Genomic DNA, 13298 nt, shown 5'->3' with positions numbered 1-13298 from the left:
GTCATAACTATAACCAATAATAATGAGTCGGATGTTTAATTTTTTAAAGCCTGTCCCGGCAAAAGAGGTGACGATCACCGATCAGGACCAGTTGAATGCACGTTACCGGTACTGGAGAACCCGGATTATGTACTCCACCATGATTGGTTACGTGATGTTTTACTTTGTCAGGAAAAACATATCGATTGCTATGCCTGCCATCGAGGCTGATCTGGGAATTTCGAAAGCTGATTTAGGCTTGTTTTTGACGCTTCACGGAGTTGTTTACGGACTTTCCAAGTTTGTTAACGGGTTCTTCGGCGATCAAACAAATCCCCGTTATTTCATGGCGCTGGGATTGATGTTATCCGCGTCCATGAGTTTGTTTTTCGGATTAAGCAGCGGGGTCATTTCTTTTGGTATTTTTTGGCTGTTAAACGGATGGTTTCAGGGAATGGGGTTTCCGCCCTGTGCCAACAGTATTACCAACTGGTTTTCGCCGAAAGAGCGTGGTGTTAAATTTTCTTTCTGGAATACCTCGCATTCGATCGGAGCAGGCCTGGTGTTGGTGCTGAATAGTTTCCTGGTAGTTTACGATTGGCGTTACTGCTTTTTTGTGCCTGCCGCCATGGCATTTGTCGGGGCGTTGTTTTTAATTAACCGCTTAAGGGATAAGCCTGAATCGCTGGGCTTACCGCCGGTAGATGTCTATAAGAACGAAGAGCCGGAAATAAAAAAAGATGACAGCGAAGGCGATGAAACAGGCTTTAAACAGTTTATCAGGAAACAGGTTTTCGGCAATCCGGCGATCTGGTTTCTTTGTCTGGCAAACCTTTTTCTGTATACCATTCGATATGCTATTCTGGACTGGGGGCCTACTTTTCTGACGGAAATGAAAGGGGTTGAACTGCAACGGGCAGGATGGCTGGTTGCCGGCTACGAAGGTTTCGGAATCCTGGGGATGCTGTCAAGCGGATGGATGATGGATCGGGTTTTTAAGGGTCGGGGAGGACGGGCTGCCCTTATTTATATGCTGATCTGTACGGTGGCTGTCTTTTTCTTCTGGAAATTGCCGCATGAAAGTCCGTTCTTTTATGGAATCCTGCTTTGCGTTGTTGGTTTTTTTATTTACGGTCCGCAAGCGTTGGTTGGTATTATTGCCGCTAACCTGGCAACCAAAAGAGCTGCCGCAACGGCAATTGGTTTAACCGGACTTTTCGGCTATCTAAGTACGGTGCTGTCAGGGTGGGGCTTGGGCGTCATTGTTACCAAATACGGCTGGAGTATGGGTTTTCTTAAATCTTATTTCTTTCGATCAGGAATCTGGCAACGATCAATACGTTCTGCAAAGTCGGCCATGAATTCACCACGCCACCGGCTTACCGTTTTGGCGCCGATGTGTTCCTCCTCTGCAAACTCCGGATTGGGATCATCGGTCCACCAGTTGGGAAACCTGTCGGATGGCTGATCTGCCAGACACGGAGATGTGGTCACCGCAGTCACCTCGCCTTTTTGACCGTTGAGTTCGGGTACATTGCTTTCAATTTCAAATTGAAACACTTTGGCTACTTTGGGTGAAAAACGAAAGCGCATGGTACCGTCGTTGCCGATGGTTCCGGGTAGCGCCTGGTTTTCGACGACTAAACGGGCTTCGGGTTCGGCGGGCAATTGTTCGGGTAGCGGCAATACCAGTTCCATAATGGTAAACTCAGCAATGCTGTCGTTCCGGCCTGGCATTTGGTTGAACAACCGGTAAGGCCGATCCCATGCGCGGATATACTGTCCACCCCAATTGGGAAGTGTCGGATCTTCCGGGTCCGGACTGTTTAGCAGCCAGGCCAGCGAAGGTGTGTCGCCCATTTTAATGTTTCCTGCCAGTTGAGTCATAAAAAACTGGCCGAGTGCTCCCCGTCCGCGGATGTATCTTTCGGGGAAACTACTGTTGCCCCATTCACCTTCCTGATTTCCACCGGTAAACCAGCCCCGGTAAGTGGCGTTCGATTCGATGATCCAGAGATTGGGATGATGGTCGGCAATATATTGATAGGCATCGGGAGTCCATTTTTTATTGGGACCTCCGATGTAGTAAACACGCAGCTTTGGTAAAATATCGGGAGCATCGTGCAGTGCCTGCGCCAGATCTTCCATGCCACCCCAAACCAGAAGATACAAGGGGCGTGGGTCATTTCGCCTTGCACATTCAACAATCCATTCAGAACCTTCTGTTGACTTGTCAAATCCGCTGTACCCGGCCACTTCGGTGGCGCCCTGTTTGGTCATCCGGCGCAACGATTCTGCTGCCGGATATTGGGATGAGTGTGTTGCCAGATTGGAATAATCTCTTTCGTATTGATCAATTACCTGGAGAATATGCTCTTTTCTGCCGGGGCCGAACGGTGAAGAAATTAATCCTTCAATGTCCAGTATATCTGCATAAAGAAGCATGTGTGCCATTGATTGGAAATCGTCGGGATCGGTGCCTCCGATGTCGGTCGATACGATGATCCGGTGACGGTTTTCAACTTTTGTGGATTGTTGCTGCTTGCACGCATAATGATTGAGACTTGCGGCCAGGATGAAGGTTAAACTGTACAAAAATGGTTTCATCGGATGTTTTTATATGACAACGATACCTGATTTATAAAAAGATTACCGGGTTACCCTTACAATCACACGTTTATAACGGGTGAGGCGTGGCGAGCCGTGGTCGGTTACCGCCAGTATGATGTGGATGGTTCCCAACCCGGGAGGCATAACCCGTTGGGTGGGTACCGTCAACCAGGCTTCCGGATGATCAAAATTTTTAATTTCGATGGGCTGACCGCTACGGGCGCCCGAAACGGGAAACGAACCGGCTTCGGCATAACAAAACCAATGGTACGACAGCGCGTCTCCGTCCGGGTCAGTTGAGCTTTTGGCGCTGAGATTGATCCGGTCGCCGGGTTTGGCCGTCAGGTGTTGGTTGTGATCGAGTTGAACAACCGGCGGATGGTTTGATTGATCCGGAGGAAGAATGGTCCAGTCCATACGGGCGGCAAAGTCGTTCTGAAAAGCCTCCCGCCATCGCCAGATCGTTTCGTGGTTGCCATCGTGCCAGCGGCCATCCATACCCAATACTTCATCATCGGCATCGCTCCAGATGGGGCGGGTTTCGGGTTCCATGTGCCATTTTTGCATGCGTGGAGTGTACAGTTCATAGCGGCCGCCCCAGCCGCCCCATTCCGGGTGTTCCGGGTCGCTCAGTCCATTGTTGATCAGGTTCAGAAACGACGGCGTATCACCTTCCATTAAGAAATCCCAGCGCGGGTATTGTGCGCCAAGCGGTCCCTTACGCCGGATATTGCGGTCGAGCCACTCGTTGGTGACCAGCGAAAAGTCGGCGCCGTCGCAACGGGCATGAAAATAGTCGCCGCTGATACCACTCCAGGTGGCGTGGTGGTATGCGCCTCCGGCATTAAAGCCCGGACTGACGATGTAGAACAAATCCGGAAATTCTTTTCGGATCCAGGGGCCGCTGTCGTCCTGGTCGGAAATGGTGTACACCCGAAGTTTTGAAACAAAAGCGGTCAATTCTTCTTTTGAACGTGTTCCCCTGACTTTCCAGAGTGCCTGGGCCAGCACATTGGGGCCGCCCCAAACGGTAACCCACACCGGGCGAGGGTCATGGCGGTCAACAGCAGCGATCAGCGCTTCCGAGGCGGGCGAGTCTTTGCCTTTGCCAACAGCTTGCATGCCGTATTCGGGCAAACCTTCTGTAATTTTAGAGCGAACAAAATCTACGGTCGGAAATCCTGTTTCATGTTTCTCCAAATTATCCTGCACTTGGGCGTAGGCATCTACAATCTCACGTATCCGCCAGGTGGCTACCTTGTTTTTCTGATGGATGGAGGTGGTGGCCGCCAGCCCTTCAATATCCCATTGGCTGGCATACACTAAAAAACGGACCATCGACATGGCATCGTCGGGTTCATTCTCGATATCTGTTAATACAAAAACGCGGGGCTTTTCTACAGATGAAACGATACTGACCACTGCCAGTGTTAAAATCAGCAGCAGAATGACTTTTCGACGTAAGCGGATCACCGTAAACTCATTTTCCGATTTTTTTAAGTGATTCATGTCAATAGTTTGATTTGTATTGGGTTAATTGTTGTGTTTATATAGCAGAAGAGACCATTATCGCGATACCGGCTTGTCTGCCGGTCCTTCATCTGTCCTTTTTGCCAATCGAATGGTTCCGTCGTCATCGGAGGGATACAGGTAAATTCGCCCATTTTTCCATACGTGACCGGGTGGATATACCGTCCGGATGTAACTGCCAAAACTGAACGTATTTGGGAAAAACACAATGTTTTTAGAAATACGAAGCTGATGATTGTGAAGATTGAACTGAATTGTTGATTCATTTTATTCTTCTTTCGAATTAAACTTTTCAATCACAACAGCCAGCAGGATCACAAAGCCTTTGATGACTTGCTGCCAGAAAGGGGATACGTTCAGTAACACGAGCCCGTTGTTCAAAATGCCGATGATCAGCGCTCCCTGTACAGTTCCCAGGATGGTTCCTTTCCCGCCGGAGAGCGAAGTGCCCCCGATAACTACCGCGGCGATGGAATCAAGCTCGAACCCGAAGCCGGCGTTGGGTTGGGCCGAGTCTAGCCGGGAAGTGACGATAATGCCGCCAATTCCGGCCAGGGCTCCGGCAATGGAGTAAACAATGATTTTTATTTTTTTGATCTTCAGACCGGAGAGTTTGGCCGCGGTTTCGTTACCACCAACTGCGTAAATATGCCGCCCCAGCGTTGTTTGCCGGGTTAGAATAACGGCCCCCAGGACGATAAACGCCGAAATCCAAACCGGCATGGGAATACCCAGAAACCAGCCGGTGCCAATAAAGGCCATGTTGTCGCCGAGCCCGGTTATCGGGAATCCGCCGGTCCACAGCATGGTGAGCCCGCGGGCAATGGTGAGCATGGCCAGGGTGGCCACAAAGGGCGGAACTTTAAACCGGGTAATGGTAAGGCCGTTAAACCAGCCAAGTAGCGTTCCAACCAGTGTGCCGCCGACCAACGCTCCCAGCAGGGTGAAGCCGACGTACAGATTCAGGTCGGTCAGTTCGGCGCCAAACTTCAACATGCCCGCCGTTACGGCGCCGGTCAAGGCCAGAATAGAGCCCACCGAAAGATCAATGCCTCCGGTTAAGATGACCAGGGTCATACCAACTGAGATGACCACGTTGACCGATATTTGCCGCATTACATTCCATGAGTTTTCGGTGGTCAGGAAACGATCGGACAAAAAACTGAGCGCCACGCACATGACGACCAGGGCTATGATGGATTGAAACTTGATCAGTTTATGTTTTAAGCTTGTCGTATTCATATCGGTTGATTTATTCTTTTTCACGTAAGGACGCTTTCATGATGATTTCTTCGGTAGCTTCTGCACGGCTTAGCCTGGCAGTTAATCTGGATTCGGACATAACCAGGATGTGATCCGATATGGCTAAGATTTCAGGCAGTTCAGACGAGACAAACAGGATTCCCATGCCTTGGGCCGCCAATTCGCCAATGAGCTGATAAATCTCACGTTTGGCGCCGACATCAATTCCCCGGGTGGGCTCGTCGAGCAGCAACACCTTGGGGTGGGTGGCCAGCCATTTGGCAATCACTACCTTTTGCTGGTTCCCTCCGCTGAGCTGCTCAACCGGCATTTGCGGTGATGAAACTTTCGTGTTTAATTTCTTTTGGAATTGCCTGCTCAGTTCAGACTCTTTCTTTTTATTGATAAAACTGAAAACCGAAATTTTTTCGAGACTGGCCAAACTGGTATTTTGGGCTACGCTCATATTCAGGATGAGGCCTTGCAACTTGCGGTCTTCAGGCACCAGGGCGATACCGGCCGCAATGGCATCGTTCACATTTCGTATGTTTTTTCTGACCCCTTCCACAAAAATTTTTCCGCTGACATGCTGCGGATGCAGTCCGAAAATTGCTTCGAGCACTTCGGTCCGTCCCGCGCCCATTAACCCGCAAATACCCAAAACTTCACCCTCGTGAAGTGAAAAACTGACATCATTAACCAGGTAATCGTTCTTATTCCCCGGGTTTCGAAACATCAGATTTTCGACCCGCAGGATTTCTTTATCGCCAATGGCATGCTCTTTTTTAAAACTGTCTTTCAGTTCGCGTCCCACCATTAAGCTGATTAACTGATCGTGTGTGGTGTCCTTCATCATTCCGGAACCCATACTTCGCCCGTCGCGCAATACCGAATAGCGATCAGCTATTTCGAACAATTCATTTAGTTTGTGTGAAATGTAAACGATGGCAACACCTTTTTCCCGCAGCTCGTGGATAATCTTAAACAGCAGTTCAACTTCCTGGTCGCTGATGGCTGAAGTAGGTTCGTCCATAATGAGCACTTTGGAGTCGAGCAGAAGGGCTTTGGCAATTTCAACCAGTTGCTGTTGTCCAACCCGTAACTGGCTGATCTGTGTAGACGGATTGATATACAGGTGGAGCCGGTGAAGGAGTTCTTTGGCCGCGTGGTGCATCGCCGGGTAATCCAGTAGTCCCAGGCGATTGTTTTTTTCATTTCCCAGGAACAGGTTCTCGGCGATGCTGAGGTGGGGGATCAGGTTTAGTTCCTGGTGGATGATGACGACTCCCTGTTCGCCGGCTTCTTTCGGATTTTTAAAGATTACTTTTTGGCCGTTCAGTAATACATCGCCTTCATAATCGGGGTAAACGCCCGAAACAATTTTCATGAGGGTCGATTTGCCTGCACCGTTTTCACCGATAACGGCTGTTACCTCGCCGGGAAATATTTCGAGATCGACATTTTGCAGGGCATAAACGCCCGAAAAATCCTTGGATACGTTTCTGACTTCCAGAACCGGCGTTTGTATATTATTCTGTTTTTCCATCAGAAATCATTGCTTTAACAGGAATAATCGTGAATGATTCAGGCATGGCTTGATCTTCATGTATTTCGGCCACTCCGGCAAATTCTGTTTGTTTGCCTGTTTCAGCCAATCGGTTCAGTCGCGAAACCACTTTTTCCCTAACCAGTTTGTTGATGGCGACCGATACCTTGTTAAAATCGGTCATGTTGATAAATTGGTTAATGTCCACCTGGCCGGAGCCATCCCGAACGGCATTCCCGAAAATGAACGCCGTGGCCAGGCGTATCGTATCCCGGTCGTTTAACAATAAAGTCAAGTATTCGTCGTCCACCGACCAGACGGTGCCGGTCCCCTTGAGCATAAAATACGAGGTTTTTGAAATGCCTAATTTTCTGCCGTATTGTTTAAACGCCTGTTCCGGATTTTCATCCAGTAGCCTGATGAGCACTGTAGCTTCCGGCGCTTCTTCAATACATTGCGGCAGATTCTCATTCCAAAACGAGTTGGCAAACTCAGTGGCTTCGAAGGCTGCGCCAACAGCATTGGCTTTGTATTCCTGAAGATTCTGAATGTTCACGGAGAACAATCCGATCAATAAGATGGCTAAAACTACGGAAAAGTAGCGGAGCAGTTTGTTTTTCATGGTTTGCTACTTGTTAGTCAGGTATTTCAATACGTTTTCGGGGGTCACCAGTTCTACTTCAACCGGCATTTTGTGGTCGAAGTCTGTCTGTCCGTTGATATATCGGTCAGCTAATTCAGCCGATTTACGGGCCATGAGTACCGGAAACTGCATCACCGTTGCTGCCAGTTTCCCATGGGCAACGGCCCGGATGGCATCGTCTGACCCGTCGAAACCGAATACCTTAATCCGGTTGGCTTTTCCGGCTGCCAGTACGGCTTGGTAAGCGCCCAGGGCCATAGCATCGTTGCCGCAAAAAACGGCATCAACATCCGGATTGGCCTGCATGATGGTTTCCATCACATCCATCGCCTTGTTGCGGTCAAAGTCGGCGCTTTGCTGCGCCACCATCACCAGTTCCGGAAATTCATCCACCACACTGTGAAATCCGCCGGAACGGTTTCAGGTGTTGTTATCTCCCACGAGGCCGAGAATTTCAACGTAATTGCCTTTTTGATTCATTTGTTTGACAAAGTACTCGCCCAGTTTGACACAACCGGTAAAATTATCGGAGAGTAATTGCGATGCGGCTGCATCGGGTGAGTTGATCTCCCTGTCCATACAAAAGGTTGGTATTCCGGCCGCTTTGGCCCGTTTTACATTTAAAACCGAACCGTCGGCATCGGTGGGGTTGAACAGGATGGCATCGTAGCCCATGGCGATGATGTTGTCGAAATGTTCGGCTTCTTTGGCCGAATTGTTTTGGGAATCGAACAAGTGGGCGGTATAACCTAATTCGCGTGCCCGTTGAGCAGCCGATTCGCCTAACACGACAAACCACGGGTTATTCAGGGTAGAAATGACAACCGCCATTTTTTTAGTCGGTTCCTTTTTCTCTCCCGGGCCGCAGGCATTGAAGCCAAAAGCCAGTGTTAAAATAAAGAGTGCTTTTACGATTTGATTTCGTTTCATCCGGTTTGGTTTGAGAGGTTTGTTTGAGGCTTGCTAGTGAACCGGTTTTGAAAGTCCGGTATCGGTCCGTTCAATCTCCTGTATGGTCCCGTCGTCGTTGAAGTGCAGGTATTCGGCACAGGTGCGGCGTTGTTTCTTGCCGCATGGCGAGTCGGTCGGTAGCCATCGATGATAAAATAAAATCCATTGTCCTTTGAATTCGACAATCGAATGGTGATTGTTGCTTTCGCCTTCTTCTTTCATAATAAGGCCTTTGTAAGTCCACGGGCCTTTGGGCGAGTTGGCCGTGTAGTAGGTTAGTTCGCGGTTATTTTCGGGCATGGTGTAGTAGTAAATCCCGTTGCGTTTAAATACCCAGGGGCCTTCGCGATTGGGTTCGTAGCCGCCCATGTCCATTTTGAAGAAGTCGCCTTTCATGCTGAGCATATCATCAGCCAGTTCGGCGACCAAATAGGCGCCGCCCCCATTAAAGTACACATAAGCCCGCCCGTCGTCATCAACAAAAAGACAGGGGTCGTTGGCGTAGGGTTTTGTCCATAGTGGGGCACCAATGGCGTCCGCAAAAGGACCGGTCGGGGAATCGCTTACCGCAATGCCAATGCCCATCCATTTGGTGCTGTTTTTGGGGTTGACACGGTCTTTCACCCCGGTACCCGCCGGAAAACAGAAATAGTACTTGCCGTTTTTGTAAGCGCAGTCGGGTGCCCAGGCATAATTGTCGGCCCATGACAAGTCATCGACTGAGAGGCAGGCGCCATGGTCGGTCCAGTTTATCAAATCGGCCGACGAAAAAACATGCCAGTCTTTCATCCAAAAGTCTTCCTGGCATAACTCATCGTGCGAGGTATAGAGGTACATTTTGCCGTCCCTCCACACATGGCCTGAAGGATCGGCTGTCAGTATATCGCTCCCGAAGTTGAGCGGGTTTTGAGCATAGGCCGCTGATAGATTGGTCAGTAAAACTATCGTCAGCGCTATTATTGAAAGCTGTTTCATTCGATTTCTTTTCATCGTTTTTTCAGATTAATTTGTTTTAGTGGTTTTAGGTAGATGAACGTTGGGGGTACAAGTTATTTTCGGATTAAAAGTACCCAGTCGCTGACTTGGTCGGGTGGGCTGAAAGCAATCGGTTCGTTCGTTTCGACAGAAAGCTTGTCTATTAGTACTTCCGCTCCGGTCATGCTGTTCAGCCATTTGTTGTTGCTGTATTTTCCTTCATCCAATTGTAAACTAAATGAATCTCCGTTGCACGAAAACACAAGAAACTGCGTCCCGGCCTCACTTAAACACCAGACTTTCATCTCATCATGTTCAGAAAGTAAGCCGTCGGATGGATTCATGGTGTAAAAAGTGAGTTCCCGGCTCATCACGTCCGCCAGGATATCAATTTCGCGAGCTGAGACAGCGTATGGATTTTCATCGCCCAAAAAGGGCAGTCCTTCGGGGCCGAAAGCCCTTAGCGAGTCTTCGCCAGCATGGCCGCACCAGTTAAACGAAGCCCCTGCTGTGGCACAGGCCCAGGCCGATTGGCGCAGATCGTCGAGGGTGGCTTTGGTACGCTGTTGCCAGAAACGCCGCCACAGGGCATTGCCTTCAATCATATAAACCGGTTTTCCGGGTACATAAGCCGCCAAACAAGCCTCATGGTGTGTCCAGGCTTCTTTCCAGAATGGGCGGTCGGTGTCGCGGTCGGTCGAAACAATCGAATGGTTTTCAATGGCTGCAAAATTATATTCGGGCCGGTGAAATTCATTTTCCACCGGATGTTCGTCTTCGTAGGTACGCAGGTGGTCAAACACATCGTACTGCTGAACCAGCCGGGCCCAGCCCAATTCTGAATCTTCCCGGTCGCCCGGCACTTCCCACACAAAACCCCATCCGGCAATGTTGGCGTAGGGCGCCAGCCGGGCAACGGTGTAGCGAACCAAAAAATCTTTTTCTTTTTCGCTTAGTTTCGTCCAGGCCGGACCGTCGTTTTTACTACCGTCGAAACCCAGAAAAAGATGTAAACCGATGTTTCGGTCGTTGAGCCACGAAACGTGTTGTTCCATCATTTGCCAAACATCCAGGCGCATGGTTCCCGAGGTATCGCCCTCGGTGTACAAGGTCAGATCCCGGGTCGAAGGAGCAGGGCCGTCGTGGTAAATTTGGGTGAAGCAGCAAAGCGACAACAGCCAGTTCACCTGGAAATGGTTGTAACCCCGGTCGATCATGGGTTGATAAACATTTTCCGCAATCCAGGGGAAAGCTTGGGCAATGGAGCCATGACCACTTTCATAATACGATTTCAACCAAACCGGTTCGGTTCCGTTGTAGGCCAGCCAGCGCGGGTTTTTACCGAAAGGGCGTAGTATCCCTTTCCCGGCGTCAACTGTATCACAGAAAAAGGAAGAACTGCCGCCGGGGGTACCGTCGCTCCAGATCCACCGGTAGTTCCATTCACCCGTTTCGTCGGGTATAAAACGGATTTTCCAGATGTTGCCGCTTATTTTATCGCCTCCACCCTGGCCGTCGCCGTCAAAAAAGCCGGTGAACCGCGTTGTTTTACCCGATGGCGATGTAAAATCGCAGCTGAGCTCCACATCGGTGAATTTGTTGCCGTAGGATTTGTCGTTTTGCAGTTGCGTTTCAAAAGTCCGGTAAAGGCCAATGTATGGCTTCTGTTTTGGGGCAGTGCAACTGGCCGAAATGAATAGGACGAACAGGATTGCGAATCTGATTTTCATGTTATGGATTAGCGGGTTAATCGTGCGGCGATTAAAAATTGACAAAAAAACTGCCGGATTTCAGCCTGGTACCCAAATGCTGTAAAGGCGGCAGTATGGTTAAGATTTTCAGCCTGAAATTTTTATTTCAACCTGAAACCAAAGAGCAGCTCATTGCAGAAGCTTCAGTGCAGTTTCTTTTAACCCTTCTCCGGATATTCCGTAATGGTTGAATATTTCAACCTGAGAGCCGGTGACGGTATCTTCGTCGGGAATACCGACGATTTTAAACGGAAGGGCCTTCCCGTTTTGCATCAGCAGAGCGGCGCAGGCTTCGCCCAAACCGCCGTGAACACTGTGTTCTTCTATCGTAATGATGGCTTTGCATTTGTCTGCCAACCGCAAAATGGCTTCCTGGTCGAGCGGGTTGATGGTGTGCATGCTGACTACTTCGGCGCTGATTCCTTTTTCTTCCAACAGTTGGGCGGCTTCGTAAGCCGGAGCCACGGTTTCGCCACAGGCGATAAAGGCGACGTCATTTCCTTCGCAAATCACGGAAGCTTTCCCAATTTCGAACGTGAGGTTTAGGCGCGGAAGGATGGGCATGGCTTTCTTTCCAAATTTCAGAAAGATGGGTTTTGTTGATTGGGCAGCAGCTTTGATTGCCTCGCGGGTTTCAAAATTGTCGGCGGGCACCACCACGCTGATGTTGTTGATGGCGCGCAGGGCAGCCACATCGTGCAGCGAATGGTGGGTTGAACCCAGCGCTCCGTAGCTCACTCCGGCGGAAATTCCAACCAAAGTTACAGGTTGATTGGAATAAGCCACGTCGTTTTTAATCTGTTCCAGCGAGCGGGTGGCCAAAAAACAGGCCGGCGATACGGCAAACACCGTCTTGCCGGTTGATGCCAATCCGGCGGCTACGCCCACCAGATTCTGTTCGGCAATGCCAACTTCAACAATTTGCTCCGGCAACTTTTCGGCGAAAGGGATCAATTTTCCCGATCCCCTGGAGTCGCTGGTTACGGCCAAAATGTTTTTATCTTTTTCACCCAACCCGATCAAGGTCGCTGAGAATTCGTCGAGGTTGGCCCTACCCGGTTCTAATTTATTTAAAGTCATATCCTGATTCCTGTATTTTTTCAAATGATTTGCCTGGCAAGCCGTTTTATAATACGGCAGCCTGCTGTTTTAACTGATTTCCTAACTGATCCAATTCCTCCATTGCTTGCCGGTATTGCTCGTCGGACGGGACGCCATGGTGCCATTTTTTCACGTCTTCCATAAAACTGATCCCTTTCCCTTTTACCGTGTTGGCAATGACAAAGGTGGGTTTGCCTTCGGTGCGGGGAAGCTGGTTCAGTGTTCGACGCAATTCGCGAATGTTGTTTCCGTTTACCAGCACTACCTCCCAACCAAAAGCCCTGAATTTTTCATCGATCGGGTAAGGGCTGCATACCTCTTTATTGCGCCCGGTAATTTGCAAGGTGTTATGGTCGAGTATCGCAACCAGGTTGTCTAATTGATAATGGGCCGCCATCATGGCAGCTTCCCAGTTCGAGCCTTCGGCCAGTTCGCCGTCGCCCAGCAGGGTGAAAACCCGGTACGGGGCTTTGTCTTTTTTGGCAGCCAGGGCAATGCCCGCGCTGATGGGTAACCCATGTCCCAACGCACCGGTATTAAACTCAATGCCGTTCACTTTCCGTGTAGGATGACCTACGTATTTTGATTGGTATTTGCACAGGGTTTCCAGGTCGCTTTCGGGGAAGAAGCCCTGGTCGGCCAGCACCACATACAGGGCTTCCACCGAGTGCCCCTTGCTTTGAATGTACCGGTCGCGGTTGGGGTCGGTAAAGTTATCGGGTGAAATATTCAGCACATCGTTGTACAGCACATTTAAAATGTCGGTGCACGAAAGGCTTCCGCCGGTATGCCCGGCGTTGGCCATCTTAATGTATTTTAGAAGAGCTTTTCGGTAAGCCACCGATTTCAACTGCAGCTCCAGATCGGAATATTTTTTCATTTTTTGAATTTTGGTATCAAGTATCAGGGCACAATTTTCTTTCGTCTTGTATTCTGAACCCTGGTTTCTGCATCTGGTACTTAATACTTG

At 49.6% G+C, this 13298-nt stretch carries 9 protein-coding genes and 2 pseudogenes; 1 reads left to right on the top strand and 10 read right to left on the bottom strand.

The window, feature by feature from the left end; genetic code table 11:
* Positions 1–22: 22 nt before the first annotated feature.
* Positions 23–1210: pseudogene (locus AC6H3C_RS16800) on the top strand (MFS transporter); the annotation flags it as partial.
* Positions 1211–1281: 71 nt separating this feature from the next.
* On the opposite strand, the gene AC6H3C_RS16795 reads toward AC6H3C_RS16800, so the two are convergent.
* The 10 genes and pseudogenes from AC6H3C_RS16795 to AC6H3C_RS16750 form a co-directional block, all read right to left on the bottom strand.
* Positions 1282–2586, bottom strand: coding sequence for a DUF1593 domain-containing protein (locus AC6H3C_RS16795; protein ID WP_497516567.1), 1305 nt, complete (start codon positions 2584–2586; stop codon positions 1282–1284).
* Positions 2587–2628: 42 nt separating this feature from the next.
* A complete protein-coding gene (locus AC6H3C_RS16790) occupies positions 2629–4098 on the bottom strand; it encodes a nucleoside hydrolase-like domain-containing protein (RefSeq protein ID WP_497516566.1) in 1470 nt (489 codons plus the stop codon).
* A gap of 288 nt (positions 4099–4386) precedes the next feature.
* Complete coding sequence (locus tag AC6H3C_RS16785; protein WP_497516565.1) at positions 4387–5385, bottom strand: ABC transporter permease; 999 nt, start codon at positions 5383–5385, stop codon at positions 4387–4389.
* Positions 5372–6907 carry a sugar ABC transporter ATP-binding protein gene (locus tag AC6H3C_RS16780; RefSeq protein ID WP_497516564.1) on the bottom strand — a complete coding sequence of 512 codons (1536 nt, stop codon included), beginning with the start codon at positions 6905–6907 and terminating at the stop codon, positions 5372–5374. Before AC6H3C_RS16780 ends, AC6H3C_RS16785 begins: the two co-directional genes overlap by 14 nt.
* Positions 6891–7529, bottom strand: a complete 639-nt coding sequence (locus tag AC6H3C_RS16775) for a DUF2291 family protein (protein WP_497516563.1) — start codon at positions 7527–7529, stop codon at positions 6891–6893. Before AC6H3C_RS16775 ends, AC6H3C_RS16780 begins: the two co-directional genes overlap by 17 nt.
* 6 nt (positions 7530–7535) lie before the next feature.
* Positions 7536–8381 (bottom strand): annotated as a pseudogene (locus AC6H3C_RS16770) (D-ribose ABC transporter substrate-binding protein).
* 132 nt (positions 8382–8513) lie between these two features.
* Positions 8514–9491, bottom strand: a complete 978-nt coding sequence (locus tag AC6H3C_RS16765) for a family 43 glycosylhydrolase (RefSeq protein ID WP_497516561.1) — start codon at positions 9489–9491, stop codon at positions 8514–8516.
* Between the two features lie 59 nt (positions 9492–9550).
* Positions 9551–11206 carry a DUF5060 domain-containing protein gene (locus tag AC6H3C_RS16760; protein ID WP_497516560.1) on the bottom strand — a complete coding sequence of 552 codons (1656 nt, stop codon included), beginning with the start codon at positions 11204–11206 and terminating at the stop codon, positions 9551–9553.
* A 150-nt stretch (positions 11207–11356) separates the two neighbouring features.
* Complete coding sequence (locus tag AC6H3C_RS16755; protein WP_497516559.1) at positions 11357–12307, bottom strand: transketolase family protein; 951 nt, start codon at positions 12305–12307, stop codon at positions 11357–11359.
* A gap of 46 nt (positions 12308–12353) precedes the next feature.
* Complete coding sequence (locus tag AC6H3C_RS16750; RefSeq protein ID WP_497516558.1) at positions 12354–13208, bottom strand: transketolase; 855 nt, start codon at positions 13206–13208, stop codon at positions 12354–12356.
* Positions 13209–13298: the final 90 nt, after the last annotated feature.

This window comes from Gaoshiqia sp. US2 (assembly GCF_059705485.1).
Note: the sequence above shows the minus strand (reverse complement) of the source record. Positions and strands in the feature narration are given on the sequence as shown.

Coding starts and splice junctions, on each gene's coding strand:
- AC6H3C_RS16795 (WP_497516567.1), bottom strand. CDS start 2,586: ATGAAACCATTTTTGTACAGTTTAACCTTCATCCTGGCCGCAAGTCTC.
- AC6H3C_RS16790 (WP_497516566.1), bottom strand. CDS start 4,098: ATGAATCACTTAAAAAAATCGGAAAATGAGTTTACGGTGATCCGCTTA.
- AC6H3C_RS16780 (WP_497516564.1), bottom strand. CDS start 6,907: ATGGAAAAACAGAATAATATACAAACGCCGGTTCTGGAAGTCAGAAAC.
- AC6H3C_RS16775 (WP_497516563.1), bottom strand. CDS start 7,529: ATGAAAAACAAACTGCTCCGCTACTTTTCCGTAGTTTTAGCCATCTTA.
- AC6H3C_RS16765 (WP_497516561.1), bottom strand. CDS start 9,491: ATGAAAAGAAATCGAATGAAACAGCTTTCAATAATAGCGCTGACGATA.
- AC6H3C_RS16760 (WP_497516560.1), bottom strand. CDS start 11,206: ATGAAAATCAGATTCGCAATCCTGTTCGTCCTATTCATTTCGGCCAGT.
- AC6H3C_RS16755 (WP_497516559.1), bottom strand. CDS start 12,307: ATGACTTTAAATAAATTAGAACCGGGTAGGGCCAACCTCGACGAATTC.
- AC6H3C_RS16750 (WP_497516558.1), bottom strand. CDS start 13,208: ATGAAAAAATATTCCGATCTGGAGCTGCAGTTGAAATCGGTGGCTTAC.